The organism is Streptomyces sp. NPDC012466 (assembly GCF_042955215.1).
Classification (GTDB): Bacteria; Actinomycetota; Actinomycetes; order Streptomycetales; family Streptomycetaceae; genus Streptomyces.
This window is the reverse complement of sequence record NZ_JBIBEQ010000003.1, coordinates 471,983-498,028: the sequence shown is the minus strand read 5'-3', so window position 1 is coordinate 498,028 and position 26,046 is coordinate 471,983. Positions and strand designations below refer to the sequence as shown.

The following is a 26,046-nucleotide window of genomic DNA, read 5'->3' as shown; positions in this document are numbered from 1 at the left end:
TACCGCTTAGTAATTTCGGGGAAGCCTGAAGAACGACAGGTCACCCCGACGAAACCCCTCGCAGGCCCGAGGAGCCCCCATGCAACTCGCCGCGATCATCGTGTCGCTGGTTCTGACCGTGGTCGGCGTCGCGCTGCTCGCACGCGCGATCGGCCAGTTCGTCCGGTACTTCAAGCTGGGCCAGCCGGTCCCGGCCGGTGCGCGGACCGACAACCCCTACCAGCGCAGCGTGACCCTGGTGAAGGAGTTCCTCGGGCACACGCGCATGAACCGGTGGGGCATCGTCGGTGTCGCCCACTGGTTCGTCGCCGTGGGCTTCCTGACCCTCCCGCCGACCCTCGCCCAGGCCTTCGGCCAGCTGTTCCAGGCCGACTGGGTGCTGCCGGTCGTCGGTGAGTTCCTGCCGTTCGAGCTGTACATCGAGTTCATCGGCGTGATGACGATCCTGGGCATCGCGGTGCTCATCGTGATCCGCCTGCTGAACCTGCCCAGCCGCCCGGGCCGCAAGTCCCGCTTCGCCGGCTCCAAGGCCGGCCAGGCGTACTTCGTCGAGTACGTCATCCTCACCATCGGCCTGGCCATCTACGTGCTGCGGGGCCTGGAGGGCGCGCTCCACCACGTCGACCACTACGAGGCCTCGTACTTCGCCTCGTACCCCCTGGTCCTCGCCTTCAAGGGCCTGTCGGTCACGGCGCTGCAGAACCTGGTCTACCTGGTCGCGATGATCAAGATCGGCACCTCGTTCATCTGGATGATCGTGGTGTCGCTCAACACCAACATGGGTGTCGCCTGGCACCGCTTCCTCGCCTTCCCGAACATCTGGTTCAAGCGCGAGGCGTCGGGCGGAACGGCTCTCGGGGCGTTGCAGCCCATGACGTCGGGCGGCAAGCCGATCGACTTCACCGACCCGGGCGACGACGACGTCTTCGGCGTCTCCCAGGTCGAGCAGTTCTCCTGGAAGGGCCTGCTGGACTTCTCCACCTGCACCGAGTGCGGCCGCTGCCAGTCGCAGTGCCCCGCCTGGAACACGGGCAAGCCCCTCTCCCCCAAGCTGCTGATCATGTCCCTGCGGGACCACGCGCACGCCAAGGCGCCGTACCTGCTGGCCGGCGGCGGCAAGACGATGGAGGGCGAGGAGAAGGCGTCGCCCGAGGCGCTCAAGGACGTCCCGGCGTCCGCGCTGGCGGAGGCCGAGCGCCCGCTGATCGGCACCGCCGAGGAGAACGGCGTCATCGACCCCGACGTCCTGTGGTCCTGCACCACCTGCGGCGCCTGCGTCGAGCAGTGCCCGGTGGACATCGAGCACGTCGACCACATCGTCGACATGCGCCGCTACCAGGTGATGATCGAGTCCTCGTTCCCGTCCGAGGCGGGCACGATGCTCAAGAACCTGGAGAAGAAGGGCAACCCCTGGGGCCTGGCGAAGAAGCAGCGCCTGGAGTGGCTCAAGGAGGTCGACTTCGAGGTCCCGGTCGTCGGCAAGGACATCGAGGACCTGTCCGAGGTCGAGTACCTGTACTGGGTCGGCTGCGCCGGTGCCCTGGAGGACCGCGCGAAGAAGACCACGAAGGCCTTCGCGGAACTCCTCCACATCGCGGGCGTCAAGTTCGCGATCATGGGCGGCGACGAGAAGTGCACCGGTGACTCCGCCCGGCGTCTCGGCAACGAGCCCCTGTTCCAGGAGCTCGGCATGGAGAACGTCATGGCGCTGAACATGGCGTTCGGCGAGGAGATGGACGACGAGGGCAAGGTGACGCCCGAGTCGGCGAAGCCGAAGTCCTCCAAGAAGATCGTCGCCACCTGCCCGCACTGCCTCAACACGCTCGGCAACGAGTACCCGCAGCTCGGCGGCGACTACGAGGTCATCCACCACACGCAGCTGCTCCAGCACCTCGTCGACGAGGGCAAGCTGATCCCGGTCACGCCGGTCGAGGGCATCATCACGTACCACGACCCGTGCTACCTGGGCCGCCACAACAAGATCTACTCGCCCCCGCGCGAGATCATCGCCAGCGTCCCGGGCATCCGCAACGAGGAGATGCACCGCCACAAGGAGCGCGGCTTCTGCTGCGGCGCGGGTGGCGCCCGGATGTGGATGGAAGAGCGCATCGGCAAGCGCATCAACAACGAGCGCGTCGACGAGGCGCTGTCGGTCAACCCCGACATCGTGTCGACGGCCTGCCCGTTCTGCCTGGTCATGCTCACGGACTCCGTCAACGGCAAGAAGAACGACGGCAAGGCGAAGGAGTCCATCCAGGTCGTGGACGTCGCCCAGCTGCTGCTGGACTCGGTCAAGACACCGGTCCAGGCGGAGGCCGACGACGGCGACGACGACGAGCCGCCGGCCGGTACGGCGGACTCGGAGAACGCACCGGAACCGGAGCCGGTGAAGTAGACGCTCCCCGCCGGTCGTCCTGACGCCCCCTGCCCTGAGTCATCGGGCAGGGGGCGTCGGCGTTCCGGAGCCGGTCCGGCTGTGCCGGCTCCACCGGGGACCGGGGCGGTTGACACTGCGTCCAGGTACCGCACCCCGGCTGGACAGATCACGTATTGGCGCCGTCCGGAGCCATCGACATGCTCAGGAGGCCGTGGCAGAACGACGACGCAGGCCGGGAGACGAACATGACCCCGCTGTCGCCGCGCCTTCGCCAGGCCACCCCGTGGCGGCCCGAGGCCGTGGCCGGGCAGGGGCCGGGCCCGGGCCCGGGCCCGACGCGTCGGGCGCACCGGCTGCTCAAGCACCCAGGAAAGGCAAGATCATGTCGCTTCTGAAGACCATCGACACCGACCCCTCCTTCGCCCCGAAGGAGTCCGGGCCCCTCCCGGAGCGCCTGATCTCGGGCAGCCCCGCCTACAAGACCTGGCCCCTGGACGTCGCCTGCGAGGAGACGATCAAAACGGGCATCTGGGAAGCGACGCCCGGCGAGACCCGCTCGATCAAGGGCGACACCTTCGAGTTCTGCCACATCCTCTCCGGCGTCGTCGAACTCACGCCGGAAGGTGGCGAGCCGGTGATCTACAAGGCAGGCGACAGCTTCGTGATGAAGCCCGGCTACGTCGGTGTCTGGAAGACCATCGAAACCGTGCGCAAGATCTACGTGACCGTGAATTGATGCCGGTGCCGATGCCGCGCGACGCCGCCGCAGAGACCACGCACGGGACCACGTGCGTGCTCTGCCGGCCCCGGTGTGACGCGGGAACGGCCGACGGCTCGCCGCGTACACGGGTCATCGCGGACCGGCCGGCTTCCGGCATCCGCTGAACGGTGCGACCGCGGCGCCGACGCGTCCGGGACGGCCTGCACCGGTACGTCGAGTCCGGAAGGCTCGTCCCGAGCGCGTCGGCGCGCGCGGCACACCAGGGACGTCAGTGGCCCACTCTCACGGCCTCCGACGTCGCCGCGCGGAACGACTCCGTCTTGTCGAACCGGGCGCGGTAGTAACCCCGCCGCCCTTCGGCGATGTCCGCCGAGAAGGCGTGGCCTTGACCGGACCAGGAGGCCTGCGCCGTCACCAGGTCCGTCCAGCGCTTGCCGTCCCGCGAGTACTGGATGTGCACCGGGATGTCCGCGGGGGTCCAGCCGTCGGGGAAGTCCATCGCCCCCTCCACGCGCACGCCACCGTCCTGTGTGCGAGCGGCCGAGAACGAGGTGAACACCGAGGCGCGCAGGACGGTGATCTCGGCGCTGTTCGCGGAGGCGGAGGCGATGAACGGGTCGTCGCTGTGGGACGCCACGCGGAAGGTGCCGGTCTCCCCCGGGGTGTGGGTGAAGGTGGTGGCCTTGCCGTCCGCGCCGGTGGTGAAGTAGCCGACGCTGGTCCAGTTGTTGCCGGAGGAGGCCTCGTAGAGGACGCCGCCGCTCTGGCCCTCGAAGGGCACCCAGCCCTGCCGGGTCTCGCGCTCCAGTGTCGCCGTGACGGTGACCTGCTGTCCGTAGTCGATCGTCCGAACTTCCGCCGGGGTCTCGAAGGTCCAGCGGGTGGCCACCTGACGGATGTCGATCCGCGTCGACTCGGACTCCCCGTACAGCACGTACGGGTTGGCGCTGTCGTGCCGGTAGACGGCCTGGACCGGTACCGCGTCGTTCACGGTGACCGTGCCGGAGAAGCGGCCCTGCGCGTCGGTGCGGACGGTGTTCTCCGTCCAGTTGTCCACGTCGAGATCCACCCGGTGATCCGCCAGGGGCTTCAGCTCGCGGGTCGCCGGCCAGCGTCCCTTCAGGGTGCCGTCGATGCGCACCTGGCGGTGGTCGGTGTCGATCTCCGTGCGGTCGGGGTGTACGTCCTCGAACACCGCCGCGACGAAATAGGCGAGCGTGCCCGCGGAGTTGTCGACGCCGCGGTCACCGTCGGCGTCCGTGGCCTCGATCCGGACGTCGTAGCTGCCCAGGTCGGGGAGGTCGAGAGGCTGCTTCGTGCGCCACACGCCGTCCTCCGGCGTGCCGGAGACGAGGCCGAACGCGTCGCTCTCCACGACGGCGACCTCCTGCCCCGTGGCCGCGGAGACGAGGTGGGCCCGGATGCCCGTGATGGCGCTGTCGGAGCTGATGCCGACCTCCAGGGTGCCGAGATCACCCGTGGCGCTGTGCGCGTACCGCACATCAGGAGCCTGCGCCTCCGCGGCCTGCGCCGCCGGAGTGCCGGTCACCAGGAGTGCGACGACACCGATGGCGGCCGAGGCCGCCCGGTTTCTGAACAAGGTCCCCCCACAGGAATGCGTCAAGGCCGTCCCTACGGCCGAACACCCTTTCTATCGCACGGCGTTGACGGTGGTCGCGCGAGTTTCCTCGACCTGGGATGACCACGGGTAACCAGCATCAGCGCGCAGCGGTGGTACGGGGGGCGCACACAGGGGGCGCGCGATATTCGCGAACGCATCCGGCCCGACGCGCTCGACGGGGTCGCCTGTTCGATCGATTGTGAAGATCGTCAGATCCGACAGACCGCCAGTTTCGGCCGTTGACCAGGCGCCATCCCTCAACGAACGCCAGCAGCAGCGCACTTCACATATCGAAACAGTAAAGAGGGTTCCGTTCAGCGAATTATTGTTGAACCATGAAGGTCCACAAATGAGGGGGGTTTGTGAAGATCGCCGGTTGCGCTTTGCGCATGATCGGGCAAGGGGGCCCGGCAGACCGGTGACGCGGTGGTGGTGCCGTTCCCACACCGCTTCTCACGCAGTACCACGCCACGGCCGCCTGCTTCAGGAACAGGCGGCCGTACTTCAGGGGTGAGGAATCCACCATGCACATATGTGTGCTGGGGCAGGGCTATGTCGGCCTGCCCCTGGCCGTGAGGGCCGCCGAGGCCGGCCACGCGGTCACCGGCTACGAGCCCGACCGGGCGCGTTGCGAGGCGCTGGCCTCCGGGTCGTCGTACGTCGAGGACATCGGCGACGACCGGCTCCAGGCGGTGCTCGGTTCGGACGCGTACTACGCGACTTCCGACCCGCAGGACCTCAAGGGGTTCGACGTCGCCGTCATCACCGTGCCGACGCCGCTCACCGACCGTGCCCCGGACCTGAGTTGCGTACGGGACGCCGGTCGCGTGCTCGCTCGCTGGATCGAGCCGGGCGCCACCGTCGTGCTCGAGTCGACGACCCACCCCGGCACCACCCGCGACGTCCTCGTCCCGCTGCTGGAGGAGGGCTCCGGCCTCGTCGCCGGGCGGGACTTCCACGTCGGGTTCAGCCCCGAGCGCATCGATCCCGGCAACGCCGACTGGCGTCTGGAGAACACACCGAAGATCGTCGCCGGGCTGACCGAGGACTGCCTGCGGCGGGTGAAGGACTTCTACGACACCGTCACCGATGTCACCGTGCCCGCCTCCGGGCTCGAAGAGGCCGAGCTGGCGAAGGTGTTCGAGAACACCTATCGGCACGTCAACATCGCGCTGGTCAACGAGCTTTCGCGGATGGCCCACACCCTCGGGGTGGATGTCTGGCACACACTGGAGCTCGCGGCGACCAAGCCGTTCGGGTTCACCAAGTTCCTGCCGGGGCCCGGCGTGGGCGGGCACTGCCTGCCGATCGACCCGGTCTACCTGAGCCACCACGTCAAGGCGCGGCACGGGCAGACCTTCCGGCTCATCGAGCTGGCCCAGGACATCAACGAGAGCCAGCCGGATTACGTGGTGCGGCGGCTTCAGGACGCCCTGAGCCGGCGGTTCCGGCGGAGCGTGCACGGGGCGCGCATCCTCGCCCTCGGCGCCGCCTACAAGCCGGGCACCTCGGACGCCCGCCAGTCGCCTGCCGTCGAAGTCATCGACCGGCTGCGGCAGATGGGCGCGGGCGTCACCGTCGTGGACCCCCATCTGGCGGTGGCGGAGGGCGGTTGCCGGGACATCCCCTTCGGATCGACGTCCGCGGCGGCCACCGTCGGCGACTTCGACGCCGTCGTCCTGCTCACCCCGCACGCCGAGTTCGACCTCGTCCGGCTCGCCGCCGAGGCCGCCTACGTACTCGACACCCGCGGCGTCATGACCGGCGCCCCCCACATCGAACGGCTCTGAGAGAGCCACGGAAGGAAAGAGGAACGACATGTACGGACAGAACGGTGTGGGCGCGGCGATCGGGACCGCCACGGGCGGAGCCGCCCTGGCGGCGACCGGCGGAACCGCGCTCGGGTGGATCGTGCTCGCGGCCATGCTCCTCGTGATCGGCGGTGTCGCGGCATTCCGCATGGCGACCCGCGGCAAGCGAGTGACCGCTTGAGCGCGTTCCAGGGCCGGGCTCCGCGGGTGAGGCTCACCGTGGTGACCGCTGTGGTGGTGGCGGCTCTGGCCGCCGCCACCGTGGTGGTGCACCTGCAGTCGAAGAGCCCGATCCTGACGTTCTACTGGTGGCTGGGCATGACCGTGATCGTGCTCTGCCTGGTGTCGTTCCTGAAAGGCCGGTCCTTCACCCACCTCCCGGTCGCCCCGGGCCGAACGGTGGCGATCGTCCCGGCCTTCGAGGAGCCCACCGGGAATCTGCACCGCACGGTGCGGTCGCTGCTGGCCCAGACCCATCCGATCGACGAGATCCACGTCATCGACGACGGCTCGCGCCGGCATCCCGTCGAACCCTTCGAGCACCCCCGGGTCTTCTGGCACCGGCAGGAGAACAAGGGCAAGCGCGGGGCCCAGGTCACCGTGCTGCGGCACCTCCAGGAGCAGGACAAGCACTTCGCGTACGTGCTCACCATCGACTCCGACGGTGAGCCCTTCCCGGACGCGCTGGAGCAGCAGCTGAGGGCCATGAGCAACCCGCGGATCCAGGCCACGACCGGCATGATCTACATCCGCAACTTCGAGGAGACCTGGGTCTCCCGGGCCGCGGACATCGACATCGGCACCTCGTGCGTGATGATGCGCTCCTCGCGCTCCATGCTCGGAGCCCTGGAGACCACCTCGGGCGCCCTGGCGCTCTACCGGGCCGAGCTCCTCTACGACCACCTCGACGCCTACGAGGTGGAGTGCGGCACGGGCGACGACCGCTGGCTGGCGCTCAGGGCGCTCATGCGCGGCGAGGTCGTGGCCGTCAACGAGGCCGGGGTCGTCACCGACATGCCGACGACCCTGCGGAAGACCTACCGGCAGCGGCTGCGCTGGGCGCGCTCGTGGTGGTGGATGCTGCCGTTCGTGTACGCGCGGCTGTCGCTGAAGCAGCTCATATCGCCGACGTTCGGGCTGCTCCAGCTCGTCATCACGCCGGTGATGCTGGCCTGGATCGTCGTCATGTCGCTCCTGACGCTCGGCGGGCGGTACCACAACCCCGGCATCGCCCTGCTGTATCTCGCCGTGTACCTGGTGGTGCGCTTCGGTCAGTCCGGGCTCTACGTCCTGATGCGCCCGGACATGACCACGCGCCAGCGCTGGCACTCCTGGCTCGTCGGCACCCCGGCGGCCGTGTTCATGAACATCGTGCTGCTGTGCCCGACGCGGTACTGGGCGCTGTTCAAGCTGCGCGACAACGCGTGGCAGTCGCGGGGGCTGACGGCGAAGACGGCGCTGCCCGGGGCCGGTCGTCACCGCGCGGGGTCGAAGGATCTCCAGAACGCCTGAGCACCACGCGTTCGGCTGCGCCGGGTCGGCGACGCCCGTCGAGTGACCGGCCCGCGCACCCGTCGTGCCGCCCGGCCGTGCCGGACCATCACCGCGCCCCGCACACCCCGGAAACTCACCGAACTCACGTACAACCCTTACGTCACTCCAGGGGTCTCTTGATCGCCGAACACCCGTGAACGCCCGGACAACTCCCGGCGAACACGGACAGTCCGGCCCTTCATCGACTGTGGATGTCCGCCAGACATCCCCCGCATGCAGCAGGAGACCCCGCATGCAGCAGCACGAGCGTCCCTCGGGGCGCCGGCACATGTCCGCCCACCCGTCCCGGCGCCCCCGCCTGCGGCTCGCCCTGGCGACCGCCGCGGCAGCCGCGCTGACCGGCACGCTGCTCTCGGCCACGGCCGGCCCGGCGACGGCCGCGGACGGCACACACGCCCCGCGGGCCGACTTCAACGGCGACGGCATCGGCGACGTGGCGTTCTCCGCCTCCGGCGCGTACGTGGGCGGCAAGAAGGACGCCGGTCAGCTCGTCGTCCTGTACGGCACGAAGACCGGAGTGTCCTCCGCGAAGCGGTCCGCGATCAGCCAGAACACCACCGGCAACCCGGGCACGGCCGAGACCGGTGACGTGTTCGGCGCCGACAGCGCCCACGCCGACTTCAACGGCGACGGCTACGACGACCTCGCCGTCTCCTCCCCGATGGAGGACGTCGGCGGCGACAAGGACGGCGGCGCCGTCGCGGTCCTGTGGGGCTCGGCCCAGGGCATCACCGGCAAGGGCGTCTCGATCGCGGACCCGGCCCCCACCCGGCACGACCGCTGGGGCAGGAACCTCGCCGCCGGCGACTTCGACGGCGACGGCAAGGCGGACCTGGCCGTCGGCAACACCTCCGACACCGTCTACGTGCTCAAGGGCGGCATCAGCGCCTCCGGCACGGCGGTCAAGGGCCGGTACGGCGTCAAGACGCCGGTCCAGGCGTCGGGCGACGGCTCCGGGCCGCTCAACATCACCGCGGGCGACGTCAACGGCGACCGCCGCACCGACCTGGTCGTCGACGGCTTCGAGACCGCCACCGGCCAGTACTGGAACGCCAACCATCTCCTCCTCGGCACGGGGTCCGGCCTGTCCGCCACCGGCGCCCGGCCGCTGAAGTCCGGTGTCATCACCGGCATCGGCGACATCAACGGCGACGGCTACGGCGACATCGTCACCGGCATGCACTGGAACAAGACCGACGACGGCGTGACCTTCCCGGAGGCCGCCGACGGCGGCAAGGTGTGGATCACCTACGGCGCCGCGGACGGCGTCGGCTCCACCACCGGCATCACCCAGAACACCGGCAGCATCCCGGGCAGCTCGGAGAAGAACGACTACTTCGGCTACGAGCTGGACCTCGGCGACGTCGACGGCGACGGCTACCAGGACCTCGTGGTCGGGGTCGCGGGCGAGGACATCGGCTCCGTCACCGACGCCGGCCAGCTCGTCGTGCTGTACGGCTCGGCGTCCGGCATCAACACCTCCTCCGGCACCCAGTCCTTCGCGCAGAGCACCGCGGGCGTCCCCGGCTCGGACGAGAAGGGCGACTTCCTCGGCACCGACGTGAAGCTCGACGACGTCACCGGCGACGGCCACGCCGACGTAGTGGCCGGCTCGTACGAGAACGACGGCAACGGCGCGGTCCTCTACCTGCCGTCCAACGGTACGAAGATCACCGCCACGGGTTCGCGCACCGTCTCCCCCAGCGACTCGGGCGTCTCGACGACGGGCTACCCGAACTTCGGCGCCAACTTCGCCGACTGAGCCCCTGGCACCGACCGAGCCACCCGGCACCGACCGAGGCACCGGGCTCCGACCGAGCGGCCAACGCCCGGCGGAGCCACCCGCACCGGCCGAGCCACCGGCCCGGCAAAGCCACCCGCACCGACCGGGCCACCTGAGTCCGGCCGAGCGGCCAACGCCCGGCCGAGCCACCCGCACCCACCGGACCACCTGAGTCCGGCCGAGCGGCCAACACCCGGCCGAGCCACCCGCACCCACCGGGCCACCCGAGCCCGACCAAGCCACCCGCATCCACCGGGCCACCCGCGCCCGGCGGAGCCACCCGCACCGCCTCGGCCACCCGCGCCGGCGGAGCCACCCCGCAACCCGCTTCGGGGCCGGGCCTCCCAGGTCCGGCCCCTTCCCACCCGGAGCCCCACCTTGCGCAAGCGCACCCTTCTGCTGGCCGCCACGCTCACCACCGGCCTGCTCACCACCACCCCCGCCACCGCCGCGCCCTCCGGCCTCGCCGGCGACTTCAACGGTGACGGATACCGGGACGTCGCGGCCGGCGCCGCGTGCGCCGATGTCGGTTCCGCCTCCTGCGCCGGTGCCGTCGTCGTGCTGTACGGCTCGGCGTCCGGGGTCTCGGCCACCCGCAGGGCCGTCATCACCCAGGACTCCACGGGCGTACCCGGCACCGCCGAGTCCGGCGACCTGTTCGGCTCCGCCCTGGCTGCCGGCGACCTGGACCGGGACGGCTACTCCGACCTCGTCGTCGGCGCGAGCAACGAGAGCGTCGGGGACCGGGACGGCGTCGGCTCCGGCACCGTCCTGTGGGGCAGCAAGTCGGGCCTGACCAGCGGAAAGGGACTGCCGCAGCCGTCGACGCTCGCCGAGTACGGCAACTTCTCCCGGGGCATCGCCACCGGCGACTTCGACGGGGACGGCGACACGGACGTCACCCTCACCGGCCAGAGCCACACCCGCCTCTACCAGGGCCCCTTCACCCGCACCGGCGGCCCGCTGACCCACACCCGCGTCGGCGAGGTCGGCACGACGTTCGAGGTGTTCGCGGGTGACATGACCGGCGACGGCGCGGCCGAGCGCGTCTACCCGTTCAACGTGGACGGCGACACCCGCGGCCAGATCGACTACTTCAGCTGGACCGGCATGACGTACAAGATGGCCGATCTGCCGAACGCCGACGGTTACCCCGGCTCCATCGGCGACATCAACCGCGACGGCTACGGCGACCTCGTCCTCGGCGACTACGCGGACCCGTACGACCTCAAGCCCGGCGGCCACAAGGGCGGCCAGATCACCGTCTGGTACGGCGGCCCGAACGGCCCCGACCCGGCCCAGCAGCCCACCGTCGTCCACCAGGACACCGAGGGCGTGCCCGGCGCGGGCGAGGCCGAGGACGGTTTCGGCGGCGCGGTGAGCACCGGCGACATCAACGGCGACGGGTACGCCGACGTCGTGGTCTCCGCCCCTGGCGAGGACATCGGCTCGGCGACGGACGCGGGCTCGGTGACCGTGCTGTTCGGCTCCGCCTCCGGCCTGAAGACCACCGGCGCGAAGTCGTACACCCAGGACACCGCCGGCGTGCCCGGATCCGCCGAGTCCTCGGACCGTTTCGGTTCCTCGGTCGGCCTGAGCGACGTGACCAAGGACGGCAAGGCGGACCTGGTCGTCGGCGTCCACGGCGAGAACTCCACGGGCGGCCTGTGGACCCTGCGCGGCTCCGCCTCCGGCCTGACCACGAGCGGCGCACAGGGCATCACCACCACCGCCGTCTCCCTCAAGGGCAGCGTCAACCTCGGTTCGGCGGTGGCCCAGTGACGATCCGACGACTCCCCCATGAGGCACGTACGCCCCGGCGCACCCGCATCACCACCGCCGTCCTCGCCGCGGCCCTGAGCCCGCTCGCCCTCACCCTGTCCGTCCCCGCCGCGCACGCGGCGACGGCCGCCGCCCCCTACGACTTCAACGGCGACGGCCGCACCGACCTCGCCATCGGCGCGCCGGGCGCCACGGTCTCGGGGCAGGCGAAGGCGGGCGCCGTGACCGTCGTCTACGGCAGCACGAGCGGCCCGAAGAGCTCCACGCGCACGCTCCTGACGCAGAACACCGCCGGCATGCCGGGCGCCGCCGAGGCCGACGACGCCTTCGGCTCCGCGCTCACCTCCGCGGACCTCGACACCGACGGCTACGCCGATCTGCTGATCGGCACGCCCGGCGAGGACGGCAGCGACAACAACGACGGCACGGTCACCATCGTCTGGGGCGGCGCCTCCGGCCTGTCCGGCGCCCGTTCCCTGTTCAGCTTCTTCAGCACCGACTACGACCGCTACGGCCAGACCCTGGCCGCCGGCGACTTCGACGGCGACGGGGGCACCGACGTGGCGGTCGGCTCCACCGGACCGATCACTCTCTCCCTGGTGAGCGGCCCGATCACCAGGACCAGCGCCTCCAACGGCGGTTCCGGCTCGCGCAACGACGGGTGGGCCTCCTCCTACGGTGTCACCCACCTGTCCGCCGGTGACATCACCGGCGACGGTCACCCCCGGGTGGTCCTGCACGGCCGCGCCGCGCACACCGACGACGCGACGACCGCCCTGGCCGACATGAAGATCGGCAACTACAACGACTGGCTGCAACGGCTGCCCGCCGGGTACGTCTCCGCCGTCGGGGACATCGACGGCGACGGCCACGACGACATAGCCGTGGGCAACGACCGGGAGGCCTCCGCCGACCCGGCGGGCGTCCTCGGCGGCAAGGTCGCCGTCGTCTACGGCGGCCCCGAGGGCCCGGACCCGGACCGCGCCCCGCTCGTCCTCACCCAGGACACCTCCGGTGTGCCCGGCGCCTCCGAGAAGGGCGACCGCTTCGGCAGCGGCGTCTCGCTCGGCGACGCCAACGGCGACGGGTACGCCGACCTGGCGATCGGCGCCCCGGGCGAGAACGGCTCCGCCGGGGCGGTCACCGTGCTGTACGGCTCGGCGTCCGGCCTGACGACCAAGGGCGCGACGTCGTACACCCAGAACACCGCCGGTGTGCCCGGCGCCTCGGAGCAGGGCGACCGGTTCGGCGAGCGCGTCGCGCTCACCGACCACACCGGCGACCGCCGCGCCGACCTGTCCGTCTCCGCGCCCGGCGAGAACGCCGGCGACGGCGCGGTCTGGTCCCTGCGCTCCACTTCGACCGGTCCGACGGCCTCGGGCTCGACGAGCTTCGGCCCGGGCACGACCGGCATCTCGACGGCCGGCGCCCCGGGCTACGGCACCGCCCTCACCTCCTGATCACCACCACCCGACCCGACGACCCGATGAGGACCCCGATGCGCAAGCGCACCCTCCTCCTGGCCACGGCCCTGACGTCCGGCCTGCTCACGGCGCTGCCCGTGACGGCGGCCACCGCCGCGCCCGCCACCGGCCCCAGGGCCGACTTCAACGGCGACGGCTACGGTGACGTCGCGTTCGCCGCCCCCTACGCCAAGGTCGACGGCCTGGGCATGGCCGGCTACGTCGCCGTGGTCTACGGCGGCGCCGACGGTCTCGACCCGGTCAGGCGGACCGTGGTCAGCCAGAACACCGCCGGCGTGCCCGGCGCCGCCGAGGCCGAGGACACCTTCGGTGACGCGCTCGCCGTGGCCGACCTCAACGGCGACGGCTACACCGACCTCGCGGTCGGCTCCTCCGGCGAGGACGTCGGCACGGACGAGGACGGCGGCTCCGTCACCGTGCTGTGGGGCTCGGCGAGCGGCCTGAAGAACGGCACGACGGTCAAGGACCCGGCCGTCTCCGGGCACGACAACTGGGGCAGGCTGCTGACCGCCGGCGACTTCGACGGCGACGGCAAGGCCGACCTGGCCGTAGGCACGGGCTCGTCGCACGTCTACGCCGTTCGCGGCCCCTTCACCACGACCGGCACCACCGGCGCCGCGCAGAAGATCTCCACACCGGAGACGGCGTACCTCGTCGACGCCATGGACGCGGGCGACACGAACAAGGACGGCCGCTCGGACCTGGTCCTCACCTATCGCGTCCGTCTCGACTCGGACGAGTCGGGCAGCTGGTCCAAGGGCGTCGCCTACCTCGGCTCCCCCAGCGGCCCGGACACCTCGGTCCCCCGGCCCCTGAACGGCGGCACGTCGATCGCCCTCGGCGACATCGACGGCGACGGTTACGACGAGATCGCCCTCGGCAACGTCTTCACCAGGGACGACGACCACAGCGGCAGCCTCGGCGGCCGGGTCGTCGTCATCCGCGGCTCCGAGGGCGGCCCCGTCAACGGCGACGCGCCCATGGCCGAGCTCACCCAGGACTCCGAGGGCGTCCCCGGCGCCGACGAGGCGAACGACGGCTTCGGCGGGGCGGTCTCCATCGGCGACGCCGACGGCGACGGCTACGGCGACCTCGCGATCGGCGTCGTCTTCGAGGACGTCGGCACCATCGAGGACACCGGCGCCACGATCCTGATGAACGGCTCGGCCTCCGGCGTCTCGCGCACCGGCGCCCGCACCGTCACCCAGGACACCGCCGGCGTCCCGGGCTCGGCCGAGGCCATCGACTACTTCGGCTCCGACGTCCTGCTGGCCGATGTCACCAAGGACGGCCACGCCGACTTCACCGTCACCGCCGGCTTCGAGGACGAGGGCATCGGCGCGATCACGACCCTGCGCGGTTCCGCCGGCGGCCCCGTCACCGAGGGCGCCCGCACCTTCGGCCCGGGCAGCCTCGGCCAGACCCGCTCCTACGGTGCCTTCGGCACCGGCCTCACCGGCTGACGAACCAGGAGAACCCCATGCGCAGATCCGCCACGACCGCCCTGGTCGCCGCCCTGCTGGCGACCGGCGTCACCCCCGTGTTCCTCGCCGGCCCCGCCGCCGCGGCGCCGGCCAAGCACTACGACGACTTCAACGGCGACGGCCGCCGCGACCTCGCCTACGGCGGCTACGACGACGTCGGCCGCGAGGGCGGCACGATCACCGTCGTGTACGGCACCGCCACCGGCCTCGACACCACCCATCCGACGTTCCTCCACCAGGACAGCGCCGGCGTCCCCGGCTCCGGTGAGGAGGACGACCAGTTCGGCGCGTCCCTCGCGAGCGCCGACCTCAACAAGGACGGCTACGCGGACCTCGTCGTCGGCAACCCGTTCGAGCACGTGGGCGCCGACGACTACCGCGGCACGGTCACCGTCCTGTGGGGCTCGAAGTCCGGCCTGTCCGGCGGCACCGGCATCACCCCCCTCGGCGGCTCCGTCGGCCACTTCGGCCGCGACCTGGCGACCGGCGACTTCACCGGCGACGGCTCCCCCGACCTGGCCGTGATCGGCGGCGAGGAGGCGTGGCTGTACCGCGGCCCCTTCACCAAGTCCGGCACCACCGGCAAGGTGAGCAAGATCGACAAGGAGTCCGGCGGCTGGTACTCCTCCGCTCTCGGGGCCGGAAAGGTCGACGGGGACGGCAGGACCGACCTGGTGGTCATCGGCACGGAGATCACCGGCAGCGACATCCGCGAGCGCGCCTGGTACCTGAAGGGCACCTCCTCCGGCCTCGCCTCGGGCGCGTCCAAGACCCTCAGCGACCGGCAGGAGGGCCTCTACCCGAGCCCTGTCGTCGGCGACTTCGACAAGAACGGCTACGGCGACATCGTCCTCGGCGTGCCCGACAAGGACAACGGCAAGGGCGCGGTCACCATCTGGCGCGGCACCTCGTCGGGCCCGGGCACGTCGGTCACCCTCACCCAGGCCACCTCGGGCGTCTCCGGCAGCCCGGAGGCCGACGACAACTTCGGCTACGCGATCTCGGCCGCCGACGCCAACGGCGACGGCTACGCGGACCTCGCGGTCGGCGTCCCGCACGAGGACGTCGCGGGCGACCAGGACCAGGGCGGAGTCCACGTCTTCCGCGGCGGCTCCGGCGGCCTCAGCGGCGCGCGCTCCTCGTGGATCGCCCAGACGGTACTCGGCCCGGCCGACTCCCACGCCGCCTTCGGCTACACCGTCCGCCTGCGCGACCTGACCGCCGACGGCAAGGCCGATCTGGCCGTCGGCGCGGCGAACGGCGCGCTGCTCATGCCGGGCACGGGCACGGTGCCGACGAAGACCGGCGCGATCACCCTGCCGGAGCTCGGGGGCTCGCTCCCCGACTGACGGAGACCGAGCGCGGCCGGACCCGGGCGAGGGGTCCGGTCCGGGCCCCGGGCGAAGCCCGACTCCGGTCGACGCGGACCGGGGCAAGGGCCCGTACGGCCGAACCCCCCCACGGATCCCCAAGGCCCCAGTCCCTTAAGGGATGTCACAGCTCGGCCGCAAAGCCGGGCCCGGAAGCCCGGGCCCGGCACGCCACCGCCGGGGACCAGGTACGTTCGAAGGCGTGGCTGGATTCAGGATCGGACGCGGCCGGAACAACGGCGCTCCTCAGACGCGACCGCACAACCCTCCGAACGGGCAGCAGACGCCGCAGGGGCCGTCGTACGGCTACCCGCAGGCGCCGCAGCCGTACCCGCAGGCGCCGCAGCCCTACGGCAACGGCGGCGGCCCCTCCTGGCCGCAGCCGAACGCCGGGCACGGCGGGGGCTACGGCGGCCAGGGCGAGCCGGAGTACTTCGGCGACGGCGCGTACCCGCCCGGCCCGCAGGGCCCGCCCGACCCGTACGCGGCGAACAACCCGGGCCACACCCAGGCCTTCTCGGTCGGCGAGGACCCCTACACGCAGGGCGACACCTACCGGGCCGGCGCGGCCGCCCCGCCGCCCGGCCCCATCGGCCCGCGCCTGCACTGGAAGGCCCTGCTCCGGGGGATCGTCCTCGCCCCCAACCAGACGTTCCTCCAGATGCGGGACTACTCGATGTGGGGCCCGGCCCTCATCGTCACGTTCCTCTACGGCCTGCTCGCCGTCTTCGGCTTCGACGGCGCCCGCGCGGATGCCATAAACGCCACACTGTCGAACGCGGTGCCGATCGTCCTGACGACGGCCGTCGCGATGGTGCTGAGCGCCTTCGTCCTGGGCGTGGTCACCCACACCCTGGCCCGCCAGCTCGGCGGCGACGGCGCCTGGCAGCCCACGGTGGGCCTGTCGATGCTGATCATGTCCCTCTCGGACGCGCCCCGGCTGGTCTTCGCGATGTTCGCGGGCGGCGACGCGATGTTCGTCCAGGTGCTGGGCTGGGCCACCTGGGTCGCGGGCGGTGCGCTGCTGACCCTCATGGTCGGCCGCTCCCACGACCTGCCCTGGCCGAAGGCGCTCGGCGCGTCGGCGATCCAGCTGATCGCCCTGCTGTCGATCGTGAAGCTGGGCACGGTCTGAGGTCCCGCACACACGAGAGAGGGGCTCCCCACCGGGGAGCCCCTCTTCTTCTCACGCCGGTCAGGCGTCGAGCACCTGGCCGGCCCGCCGTACCACGGGCGGTTCCACACTCCACGGGAAGTTGATCCAGTCGTCGGTCCGCTTCCACACGTACTCGCACTTCACCAGCGACTGCGACTTCTCGTAGACGACGGCGCTGCGCACCTCGGCGACGGTGTCGAGGCAGAAGTCGCGCACCAGCTTGAGCGTCTTGCCGGTGTCGGCGACGTCGTCGGTGATCAGGACCTTCTTCTGCGAGAAGTCGATCACGTTCGGGACGGGCGCGAGCATGACCGGCATCTCGAGCGTCGTCCCCACACCGGTGTAGAACTCGACGTTCACCAGGTGGATGTTCTTGCAGTCGAGGGCGTAGGCGAGCCCGCCGGCCACGAAGACGCCGCCGCGGGCGATGCTGAGGACCACGTCGGGCTCGTACCCGTCGTCGGCGATGGCCTGCGCGAGCTCGCGCACGGCGACGCCGAACTTCTCGTAGGTCAGGTTTTCCCGTACGTCACTCATGCCCGTGCCGCTCACACCTGGGTCCGATGGAAGTTGAGGAAGGACCGCGAGGCGGTCGGCCCGCGCTGCCCCTGGTACCGGGACCCGTACCGCTCGCTCCCGTACGGGAAGTCGGCGGGCGAGCTCAGCTTGAACATGCACAGCTGCCCGATCTTCATGCCCGGCCAGAGCTTGATCGGCAGGGTGGCGAGGTTGGACAGCTCCAGGGTCACGTGGCCGCTGAACCCGGGATCGATGAACCCGGCGGTCGAGTGCGTGACCAGCCCCAGCCGGCCCAGCGAACTCTTCCCCTCCAGCCGGGAGGCGAGATCGTCGGGCAGCGTGATGACCTCGTAGGTGCTGGCCAGGACGAACTCGCCGGGGTGCAGGATGAACGGCTCGTCCCCCTCCGGCTCCACGAGCCGGGTCAGGTCGGACTGCTCGACGGCGGGGTCGATGTGGGGGTACCGGTGATTCTCGAACACCCGGAAGTAGCGGTCGAGGCGCACGTCGATGCTCGACGGCTGCACCATCGATTCGTCATACGGATCGATGCGTACGCGTCCGGCGTCGATCTCGGCCCGGATGTCCTTGTCTGAGAGAAGCACGCCCCGAGGATACGCAAGGCGCGCGGAGCGACCACAACCGGACGTCTCCGCGCGCCTTATGCCTGTTGCCTCTAGCTTTGTCCGTTACCGCTGCTGCGGCCGCCGCTGCTGCTACCGCTTCTGATAGCTGACGGGCACCACGCTCCGGAGCCGCGCACATCGCGGACACCGAAGCAGCCGCCCGGGGCCGAGCCGCTCGGCCTGCTGCATCGGGAACGAAGCGGTGCTGAACACGTGCCCATCGGCACAACGGACGACGGTGCGCTCCATCAAGTCCAAGAGTCCCTTCCCCAAGAGCCGCGTCTGGCTGCTGCTTGCCTGACGACAAAAGCCACAGTACGGGATCAAAGGAACGGCCCTCCAGGCGGCACTCCGGTCCCGCCCGGACCCTCTCAGGCCCTCCACCGTACGCCCCAACTCCGTTCCCCCGCAGCCGCATCCCACCCCTGAAACGGCTTCAGGCCCCGCGGCGCGAACACCGGGGGCCTGGCATGAGGTAAAGTGGCGACCGTTCGGACACCGACTCCGTCGGCGTCTTACGCGGGTGTAGTTTAATGGTAGAACATCAGCTTCCCAAGCTGAGAGCGCGAGTTCGATTCTCGTCACCCGCTCCATGTGAAACCCCCAGGTCAGAGGCCCGGGGGTTCTTTGTTGTCCAGACCGGTGGCCCGGGTGTGCGGCATCGCGGCGCCACATCCCAGGGGCCTACGGCGACGAGTAGCCCCGTCGTCGCAAAGACCTGGGCCTTCAGTTGCTCGCAGCGATCCCTCGCCGCGTGCCAGATTCGTTCCGCACGGCTCGTCGCGTTCTTCTTCGCGGCGGTGTCGCGTGCCCAGTTCGGCGGGTGGCTCCGAGACCCCCGACAACAGGTGTATCAAGAGGCACACCTGTGCGATCATTCGCCTGATTTCGCCGTGCGCCGCCCTCGACCCGCGGTCACCCGGGGCCCCGGCATTCACCTGCGTCGCTCGACGCCGTCCCGGGGGGAACGCAATGCCCTACCGCCTGTGCGTACGCGGGAGATCCGCGGCGTACACCGCGCTCCTGTTCACACTCACACTGTCGGTCCTGCTGACGACCTTTCTCCCGGTCGGCGCGGCACAGGCGTCCGACGGCACCATGACCACGGCCGCGTCCGATGCCACCACATCGGCCACCATGGCCGGCAGTACCGCGTCGTCCGCCCCGGCCTCCGCCGCCGAAGACTGCGCCACCCTTCCGCTCGCCCCCTTCGGCGACCCGGGTTCCGCGGTGGGCAAGGCGACGGTCGACTCCGACGGCAGTGCCTGCTTCACCTTCACCGCCGAGCAGCCCGGCCTGCACCGCGTGTTGACGGAGAGGACCGCGACGACCGCCGAGGTCTTCGACGGTGAGACCCAGTTGGACTGCTACGACGCCACGTGGGGCAGCGGCTGGTGCGTGCTGCCGCGCGCCGGCGCCTTCACCCTGAAGCTGACCAACACCAGCTGGGGGACCGGGAGCCGCGAGATCCCCGTGACCGTCACCCCGCTGGCCGCCACCGCGGGCTGTGCGCAGGAGACCGGCACCTCGTGGGACCTGCCCCCGGTCACCGGATCCGCGGTCTCCCCGTACGGCCTCGTGTGTCATCCGTTCAAGGGAAAGGCCGGCGAGCGGATCACGGTCGACTTCGGCACCGACACGTACGGCGAGAGCGTCGACTGGATCACCGATGAGACGGGTGCCCATATCTGCCCGCACTTCAACGAGGACGACAGCGACGGGTGTGTGCTGCCCGGCGACGGGCCGTACCGGGTGCTGGGGCACGTCCGCCAGGCCGAGCGCGGCTTCCCCGCCCCGTACACCCTGAAGATCCGCCGGTTGTCCGACCCCGCGGGGTGTGCGCGTGTCCCCGTGAACGCGTACAACTCCGCGGCCACCACGGTGGATCCGGCCACCGGCTGCAAGGTCTTCACCGCCGCGGCGGCGGGACGGTACAGGGTGTACGAGGTGACGGACGGGGCCCGTTCCTCCCTCGCCGTGTACAACCGCGAGGGGAAGACCGTGTGCGCCGGCTGCGGCATCCCCGCCGGTGACTACACCGTCCTCACCGACCACGCCACCCTCATCCTCGACCGCGCCGGCACTGCCGGCTGCGAGCCCGTCGAACTCGGCACCCACCGGGGCACCTTCGCCACGGCGGGCGAGATCGACTGCCTGACACTGCCGCTGCCCGTGGGTGCCCGGATGGCCGCGCTGACGCCCCTGAGCGGCCCTGCTCCGCAGCCGGAGGTCGTGGTCGTCGACGCCGACGGCGTCCAGCGATGCGACTGGGAGTCCCTCGGCACGGGCACCTGCGCGCTGACCGGCTCCGCCCCGTTCCGCGCCCTGGTGTCCACCGACGACGACAACACGGCGACCGGCTCGTACCGCCTCGCCCTGCACCGCACCGACACGGCGAACGGCTGCCCGGCCATTCCTGCGGGCGACTTCACCGTCGGCGGCGCCACGGCCCGGTTCGGCACCGGCGACGGCGTCTTCTCACACTGCCTGTCCATCCCGGCGGACGACCACAGTGCGATGGAGAACCTCCAGCTGCGGGCCGTCTCCGGTGGCTCCACCGCCGAGTTCTCGGTGCTGGACGCCGACGGCAAGCAGGTCTGTGACGTCTCGCCCTCCCTGTCCACCTGGACCACCTGTGCCCTCGCCCCGGGCGTCGCGCACACGGTGCTGGTCACCGGCCGCGACACCGCCGCCGAGTACACCCTCGCCCGGCGTGACGTCACCGCCACCGCCCAGGGCTGCGCGGCGAACCCGGCGACCGCGGTGGACGGCCCGTCCACGGGCGGCACTCCGGCCGCACCCGGCCTGCTGCGATGCCGTCAGGTGACCACCGCCGACGCCGGCGACACCCTGCACCTCGATGTCCGCGACCCGCTGGGCACCGCCAACATCCTGGTGTACGACGCGGAGGGCGACGCCGTCTGCTCGTACCGCAACAAGGCGTGCGCGGTCACCGGCTCCACCAGCTACCAGGTCCTCGTCACCGTCCCGACGAACCGGTCGGCCGCCGAGTCCTACCGGTTCGACGCGCTGCGCATCGCGACATCCGCCGGACCGGCCGCCGAGTGCGCCAAGGCCCCGAACGTCAGCTACGGGTACGGGCCGGTCACCGGCACCCTGGACGAACAGCACACCGCGGTCTGCGCAGCACTGCCCACCGCGTACAGCGACCGCTTCGACTTCGTGGTCAGCGACACCGCGGGCGGGACCCAGACGGCCGTGCCCGCGCTGTACGACCCCAGCCTGGACAACACCTGCACGCTGCACATCCCGACCGGCTACAAGTGCTCCGTGAATGAGCCGTACACGACGGAGGTCACCCCGAGCATCCTGGTCGTCGGGCTGCCCGAGAAGGCCTCGCAGACCGCCTACAGGGCGGAACTCGTCTGCACGTCCTCACTCTGCGGCACCGAGAAGATCACCGTCGGCACGGTCACCCCGGCCAGCGGCGTCAGCGGCACCAAGACCACGGTGACCGTGACGGGCACCGCCCTGCACGAGGACGACAAGGTCCGGATCAGCAAGTCCGGCAAGACGGTCGTGTCCACCACCACCTCGGTGGCCTCCGACCGGAAGTCCCTGACGGCCGTTCTGGACCTGACCGGACTCACCCCGGGCGACTGGAACCTCAGCGTCCTCACCCACAACGGCTGGGAGTACCCGCGTGGCTCCTTCACGGTCAGCGCGGCCCCGCTGAAGAACACCACGGCGCCGGCCGTCACCGGCACCGCCCGGGTCGGCTCCAAGCTCACCGCCGCGCCCGGCTCCTGGACGCCGGCCCCCGACTCGTACACCTACCAGTGGAAGGCCGACGGCCAGGTGATCTCGGGGGCCACCGCCTCCACGTACCTGGTGCCCGCCTCGCTGCGCGGCAAGAAGGTGACCGTGGCCGTCACCGCACGCAAGAGCGGCTGGGAGAGCACGACTGCCGAGTCCTCCGCACGCGTCATCACGGCGGCGCCCAGGGACCACGCGGGTACCGGTTCGGTGCCGGACGGCGTCGGGGATCTGCTGACGCTGAACTCCAGCGGCTCGCTCACCTTCCACCATGGTTCCGGTACGGGTGTCTTCTCGGGCAAGACCAGCGGCTCGGGCTGGTCGGCATCGGTCAGGGCGATCCCGTTCGGGGACGTGAACGGTGACCGGTGCAACGACGTGCTGGTGCGGATGGCCGACGGCTCCCTGCGGGCATACCGGCCGGGCTGCGGGAAGGCGGTCACGCCGTCGACGTCGTACGTCTCGCTGGGCACGGGCTGGAACCAGTACAACGTGCTGACCTCGCCGGGGGACATCACCGGTGACGGGCTGGCGGATCTGATCACCCGCAACTCCTCCACCGGGGCGGTGTACCTGCACAAGGGCACCAGCGACGGGAAGCTGGCGACGCGGGTGAAGCTGTACGACGACTGGCGGGGCTACAAGAAGATCGTCGGGGTCGGGGATCTGAACGGCGACGGCCACGGGGAACTGCTGGCGCAGGACGCCTCGAACGAGCTGTGGCGCTACAACGGCACGGGCACAGGGAAGTTCGCGTCCCGGACGAAGGTGTTCGACGACTGGGGTGCGGCGTACGACGTCGTCGTCGGCGTCGGGGACATCACCCGTGACGGGAAGGCGGACCTCGTCTCCCGGGACACCTCCGGCAACCTGTGGCGCAACAGCGGCAACGGCAACGGCTCGTTCTCCGGCCGGGTGAAGATCGCCACCGGATGGCAGGGCTACAAGGCACTCTTCTGATCCGACGCCGTGAGAGAACGAGGAAGGCCCCGACCGGTTGTGGTCGGGGCCTTCCTCGTCCTCAGGGGCGGAGACGTTCGCAGCCGGCTACTCCAACGGGAGCGTCACGCCGGCGTCGGCGTCGGCGTTCAGCCGGTCGCTGCTTCGGCGAACTGGTTGGTGTCGAACAGTTCGTTGATGTGTCCGCCGAGTTCGGACCAGTGGCGTCCGGAGAGTTCGGCGGCTGCGCGTGCGTCGCCGTCGGCGCAGACCTCCACGAGATGGTCGTGGTGTTCGATGGTGTTGCGGCCGCCCAGCAGAGTGGAGAACTTGCGGTAGAGGATGCGGTGGATCTGCGGATGGAGCTGCTCGACGATTCGGCTGAGCACGGGGTTGTCCGCGGCCGCGATGGGGACGGCGTGGAAGCGGTCGTCCGCGGCCAGGGCTGCTGCGGTGTCGTTGGCGGCGACGGCCCGTTCGAAGTCGCGGTTGGCCTCGCGCATGCGCTGCAGGTCCTGCTCGGTCATGACCGGAACCGCTGTCTCCACGGCGAGTTGGTCGAGCGCGCGCAGGACGGCGAGGGTCTTTTCGACGTCGCGGCGGTTGAGGGTGGTGATGCGGGTGTAGACACCGGGCTTCGCTTCGACCAGGCCGATGTCGGCGAGCCGGGCGAGCGCCTCGCGCACCGGGGTGCGGCTGAGGCCGAGGCGCTCGGCGAGCTCACCGTCCTTGACCTTCTCACCGGGGACGAGTTCCCCACGCACGATGGAGTCGCGCAGGCGGTCGAAGACCTCGTCACTGAGGAGGCGGCGAGAGACGGGACGGTCGAGTGACATATTGCGTACAGTACATCGCTGCTTCTCGTCCTACCCGGCTGTGCTTTCGGTTGTCCTTTCGGTTGTGGCCCTGCGGATCAGGGCCTGGGCCAGGGCGAGCGCCGGGTCGATGAGGGGGACGTCCACGGCGTCGGCGGGAAGGCCGAGCGGGATTTCGGTGCAGCCGGCGATGACCGCCTGCGCGCCTTGTTCGGTCAGGCGTCGTGCTGCGCGGGACAGGAGCGCGGTCGTCGTGTCGTCGCGGGTGCCCGCCTTCACCGCGTGGATGGCGGTCATGACTTCGTGGTCCTGGCTGGGGGCATCGGGGAGTACGAGGCGGATGCCGAAGCGGTCCAGCCACTCCTGGTACAGGCCGACCCGGACGGTGCCGGTCGTGGCGAGCAGTCCGGCGGTGTGCACGCGCGGCCGCAGGCTGGTGAGGCGATGTGCGGCCTCGCCGATCATGTGGACGATGGGCAGGCCGACGTGGTCGGCGATACGCGGGACGAAGGCGTGGGCGGTGTTGCAGGGGATGGCGATGACGGTGGCGCCTGCCTCACGCAGGACGCGGCAGCCGTGGAGGAGCCAGGGGGTGGGGTCGGGTCCGTCGCCCAGGAGGGCCTCGGTGCGGTCGGGGATGGTGGGGTCGGACCAGATGACCGTCCGGAGGTGGTTCTGGTCGCTGGAGCCGGGGGTCGTCGAGACGAGCTTGGCGTAGAAGTCGGCGGTGGCTGCCGGCCCCATACCGCCGAGGACGCCGATGATCTCGGTGGTGGGAGAAGGGGGGATCACTGTGCGGGTTCCTTCTGGAGGGCCGTGGCCTCGGGCTCGGCCGGGGTGTGGGAGGGTCGGCGGCTGCCGCGTTTGATTTCGCGCCGGTTCTCGGAGCTGTCGACGACGGCGGCTGCAAGGGAGTTGCCGATGACGTTCACACCGGTGCGGGCCATGTCGACGATGAAGTCGACGCCGAGGAGCAGGGCGACGCCTTCGGCGGGCAGGCCGATGGAGTTTCCGGCGGCGATGAGGACGACGATCGAGGCGGAGGCGACGCCGGCCATGCCTTTGGAGAGGATCACCAGCACGCCGACCATGAGCAGCAGGGCGGGCAGGGAGGTGTCCGCGCCGTAGGCGTTGGCGAGGAAGACCAGCGCGGCCGCCTGGTAGAGGACCGAGCCGTCGGTGTTGAAGGAGTAGCCGAGGGGAACGACGAAGGAGGTCGTGGAGCGGCTGACGCCGAAGTCCTCCAACTTGCCCATCAGGGGCGCCAGTACGGACTCGGAGCTGCGGGTGACGAAGGCGATCCCGGCCAGCCCGGCGATCGACTTCAGCAACTCGACGTAGCGGACGCGGTAGATCGCGGCGATGAGCGGGAAGAGCACGCCGATGACGATGGCCAGACCCGCGTAGACCACGGCGATGAAGCCCAGCAGGCTGCGCAGGTTACCGAAGCCGTAGTAGGCGACGTCGTACGAGATGAAGCCGAGCACGCCCAGCGGCGCGACCCGGATGACGTAGCCGACGACCTTGAACATCACCGCGGCGACGGACTCCAGGACCGAGGCGAAGGGTTCGGACTTCTCCCCGATCGCGGCCATCGCCACGCCCACGAGGAGGGCGAAGACGATCGCGCCGAGCAGGTTGCCCTCGCCGAACGCGGCGAAGATGTTCTTCGGTACGGCGTGCAGGACCAGTTCGTGGAAGTCGATGCCCTGGCTCAGACCGTCCAGGCCCTCGGCGTCGGCTCCGTGGACGGGGGCGCCCTTGCCGATCCCCGTGAGCTTGGCCAGCCCCACCGCGATCAGCAGGACGACGGTGGTGACGATCTCGAAGTAGAGGATGGCCTTGCCGGCGATCCGGCCGACCTTCTTGACCGACTCCATGCGGGCGATGCCCAGCACGATGAGCGGGAAGACCAGGGGCAGGACGACGACCTGCACCAGGTTCAGGAACACGTCTCCGAGGATCTTCATCTGCTCGCCCGCGGAAGGGGCGAGAGATCCGATGAGAGCGCCGAGGCCGACGGCGATGACCGACTGGACGCCGATCGGCATACGGAGACAGCGCCGCCAGAACACCGAGGGGCGGACCGGTGGGGTGTCTGTGCTGGTTGGGCGGGGACGAGCGGTGTCCATGAGACCTCCTGACGTGCGCAATATATTGCGTTCTGCATGTTGGGCGGTAACACTGAGGCCGAGAACGATGGCCTGTCAAGGGGCCCACGAACGAG

18 protein-coding genes and 1 tRNA gene are annotated in these 26,046 nt (G+C 70.7%); 13 read left to right on the top strand and 6 right to left on the bottom strand.

Annotated elements, in window-relative coordinates:
- The first annotated feature begins 79 nt into the window (after nt 1–79).
- The gene (locus tag ACFY9E_RS14690; protein ID WP_390983126.1) at nt 80–2,395 is read left to right on the top strand and encodes a heterodisulfide reductase-related iron-sulfur binding cluster; all 2,316 of its coding nucleotides are present in this window, start codon (nt 80–82) and stop codon (nt 2,393–2,395) included.
- A 364-nt stretch (nt 2,396–2,759) separates the two neighbouring features.
- Nucleotides 2,760–3,113 (top strand): cupin domain-containing protein, encoded by a 354-nt coding sequence (locus ACFY9E_RS14685; RefSeq protein ID WP_390983123.1) that lies wholly within the window; start codon nt 2,760–2,762, stop codon nt 3,111–3,113.
- A 253-nt stretch (nt 3,114–3,366) separates the two neighbouring features.
- Here ACFY9E_RS14685 and ACFY9E_RS14680 read toward each other — a convergent pair whose 3' ends face one another.
- Nucleotides 3,367–4,698 carry a hypothetical protein gene (locus tag ACFY9E_RS14680; protein ID WP_390983120.1) on the bottom strand — a complete coding sequence of 444 codons (1,332 nt, stop codon included), beginning with the start codon at nt 4,696–4,698 and terminating at the stop codon, nt 3,367–3,369.
- 545 nt (nt 4,699–5,243) lie between these two features.
- On the opposite strand from ACFY9E_RS14680, the gene ACFY9E_RS14675 reads away from it, so the two are divergent.
- The 9 genes from ACFY9E_RS14675 (at nt 5,244) to ACFY9E_RS14635 (ending at nt 17,122) form a co-directional block, all read left to right on the top strand.
- Nucleotides 5,244–6,509, top strand: coding sequence for a nucleotide sugar dehydrogenase (locus ACFY9E_RS14675; protein WP_390983117.1), 1,266 nt, complete (start codon nt 5,244–5,246; stop codon nt 6,507–6,509).
- 28 nt (nt 6,510–6,537) lie between these two features.
- Nucleotides 6,538–6,711, top strand: a complete 174-nt coding sequence (locus tag ACFY9E_RS14670) for a hypothetical protein (RefSeq protein WP_361297021.1) — start codon at nt 6,538–6,540, stop codon at nt 6,709–6,711.
- A gap of 41 nt (nt 6,712–6,752) precedes the next feature.
- Nucleotides 6,753–8,042 carry a glycosyltransferase gene (locus tag ACFY9E_RS14665; RefSeq protein WP_390983115.1) on the top strand — a complete coding sequence of 430 codons (1,290 nt, stop codon included), beginning with the start codon at nt 6,753–6,755 and terminating at the stop codon, nt 8,040–8,042.
- 310 nt (nt 8,043–8,352) lie between these two features.
- Nucleotides 8,353–9,846, top strand: coding sequence for an FG-GAP-like repeat-containing protein (locus tag ACFY9E_RS14660; protein ID WP_390983697.1), 1,494 nt, complete (start codon nt 8,353–8,355; stop codon nt 9,844–9,846).
- Between the two features lie 399 nt (nt 9,847–10,245).
- Nucleotides 10,246–11,649, top strand: a complete 1,404-nt coding sequence (locus tag ACFY9E_RS14655) for an FG-GAP-like repeat-containing protein (protein WP_390983113.1) — start codon at nt 10,246–10,248, stop codon at nt 11,647–11,649.
- On the top strand, nt 11,646–13,109 hold the full coding sequence (locus tag ACFY9E_RS14650; RefSeq protein ID WP_390983110.1) for a hypothetical protein: 1,464 nt from the start codon (nt 11,646–11,648) through the stop codon (nt 13,107–13,109). The genes ACFY9E_RS14655 and ACFY9E_RS14650 overlap by 4 nt, the downstream gene beginning before the upstream one ends.
- A gap of 38 nt (nt 13,110–13,147) precedes the next feature.
- A complete protein-coding gene (locus tag ACFY9E_RS14645; RefSeq protein WP_390983108.1) occupies nt 13,148–14,596 on the top strand; it encodes an FG-GAP-like repeat-containing protein in 1,449 nt (482 codons plus the stop codon).
- Nucleotides 14,597–14,613: 17 nt separating this feature from the next.
- Nucleotides 14,614–15,966 (top strand): FG-GAP-like repeat-containing protein, encoded by a 1,353-nt coding sequence (locus ACFY9E_RS14640; protein WP_390983105.1) that lies wholly within the window; start codon nt 14,614–14,616, stop codon nt 15,964–15,966.
- 142 nt (nt 15,967–16,108) lie between these two features.
- Nucleotides 16,109–17,122 (top strand): YIP1 family protein, encoded by a 1,014-nt coding sequence (locus tag ACFY9E_RS14635; RefSeq protein ID WP_390983102.1) that lies wholly within the window; start codon nt 16,109–16,111, stop codon nt 17,120–17,122.
- Nucleotides 17,123–17,182: 60 nt separating this feature from the next.
- Here the strand turns inward: ACFY9E_RS14635 and ACFY9E_RS14630 are convergent, their stop codons facing one another.
- Both ACFY9E_RS14630 and dcd read right to left on the bottom strand, forming a co-directional pair.
- Nucleotides 17,183–17,680 (bottom strand): phosphoribosyltransferase family protein, encoded by a 498-nt coding sequence (locus ACFY9E_RS14630; RefSeq protein WP_390983099.1) that lies wholly within the window; start codon nt 17,678–17,680, stop codon nt 17,183–17,185.
- 11 nt (nt 17,681–17,691) lie between these two features.
- Nucleotides 17,692–18,267 carry a dCTP deaminase gene (gene dcd / locus ACFY9E_RS14625; RefSeq protein ID WP_390983098.1) on the bottom strand — a complete coding sequence of 192 codons (576 nt, stop codon included), beginning with the start codon at nt 18,265–18,267 and terminating at the stop codon, nt 17,692–17,694.
- A 540-nt stretch (nt 18,268–18,807) separates the two neighbouring features.
- Between dcd and ACFY9E_RS14620 the strand changes: the two genes are divergently transcribed.
- Together ACFY9E_RS14620 and ACFY9E_RS14615 are read left to right on the top strand one after the other, a co-directional pair.
- Nucleotides 18,808–18,881 (top strand) — tRNA-Gly (locus ACFY9E_RS14620).
- 379 nt (nt 18,882–19,260) lie between these two features.
- Entirely contained in the window at nt 19,261–23,025 is a 3,765-nt protein-coding gene (locus tag ACFY9E_RS14615; RefSeq protein ID WP_390983096.1) for an FG-GAP-like repeat-containing protein, read from the top strand.
- Nucleotides 23,026–23,153: 128 nt separating this feature from the next.
- Here the strand turns inward: ACFY9E_RS14615 and ACFY9E_RS14610 are convergent, their stop codons facing one another.
- The 3 genes from ACFY9E_RS14610 to ACFY9E_RS14600 are packed head-to-tail and all read right to left on the bottom strand — an operon-like array spanning nt 23,154 to nt 25,951.
- Nucleotides 23,154–23,840 (bottom strand): FCD domain-containing protein, encoded by a 687-nt coding sequence (locus tag ACFY9E_RS14610; RefSeq protein ID WP_390983093.1) that lies wholly within the window; start codon nt 23,838–23,840, stop codon nt 23,154–23,156.
- A gap of 30 nt (nt 23,841–23,870) precedes the next feature.
- Entirely contained in the window at nt 23,871–24,611 is a 741-nt protein-coding gene (locus ACFY9E_RS14605) for an amino acid racemase (protein WP_390983090.1), read from the bottom strand.
- Nucleotides 24,608–25,951 (bottom strand): cation:dicarboxylate symporter family transporter, encoded by a 1,344-nt coding sequence (locus tag ACFY9E_RS14600; RefSeq protein WP_390983087.1) that lies wholly within the window; start codon nt 25,949–25,951, stop codon nt 24,608–24,610. Before ACFY9E_RS14600 ends, ACFY9E_RS14605 begins: the two co-directional genes overlap by 4 nt.
- Nucleotides 25,952–26,046 lie beyond the last annotated feature (95 nt).

What these genes read in the sequence shown, in the direction of transcription:
- ACFY9E_RS14615 (WP_390983096.1), top strand. Translation starts at nt 19,261, where the DNA reads ATGCCCTACCGCCTGTGCGTACGCGGGAGATCCGCGGCGTACACCGCG.
- ACFY9E_RS14660 (WP_390983697.1), top strand. Translation starts at nt 8,353, where the DNA reads ATGTCCGCCCACCCGTCCCGGCGCCCCCGCCTGCGGCTCGCCCTGGCG.
- ACFY9E_RS14600 (WP_390983087.1), bottom strand. Translation starts at nt 25,951, where the DNA reads ATGGACACCGCTCGTCCCCGCCCAACCAGCACAGACACCCCACCGGTC.
- ACFY9E_RS14630 (WP_390983099.1), bottom strand. Translation starts at nt 17,680, where the DNA reads ATGAGTGACGTACGGGAAAACCTGACCTACGAGAAGTTCGGCGTCGCC.
- ACFY9E_RS14610 (WP_390983093.1), bottom strand. Translation starts at nt 23,840, where the DNA reads ATGTCACTCGACCGTCCCGTCTCTCGCCGCCTCCTCAGTGACGAGGTC.
- ACFY9E_RS14690 (WP_390983126.1), top strand. Translation starts at nt 80, where the DNA reads ATGCAACTCGCCGCGATCATCGTGTCGCTGGTTCTGACCGTGGTCGGC.
- ACFY9E_RS14675 (WP_390983117.1), top strand. Translation starts at nt 5,244, where the DNA reads ATGCACATATGTGTGCTGGGGCAGGGCTATGTCGGCCTGCCCCTGGCC.
- ACFY9E_RS14685 (WP_390983123.1), top strand. Translation starts at nt 2,760, where the DNA reads ATGTCGCTTCTGAAGACCATCGACACCGACCCCTCCTTCGCCCCGAAG.
- ACFY9E_RS14645 (WP_390983108.1), top strand. Translation starts at nt 13,148, where the DNA reads ATGCGCAAGCGCACCCTCCTCCTGGCCACGGCCCTGACGTCCGGCCTG.
- ACFY9E_RS14670 (WP_361297021.1), top strand. Translation starts at nt 6,538, where the DNA reads ATGTACGGACAGAACGGTGTGGGCGCGGCGATCGGGACCGCCACGGGC.
- ACFY9E_RS14640 (WP_390983105.1), top strand. Translation starts at nt 14,614, where the DNA reads ATGCGCAGATCCGCCACGACCGCCCTGGTCGCCGCCCTGCTGGCGACC.
- ACFY9E_RS14635 (WP_390983102.1), top strand. Translation starts at nt 16,109, where the DNA reads ATGTCACAGCTCGGCCGCAAAGCCGGGCCCGGAAGCCCGGGCCCGGCA.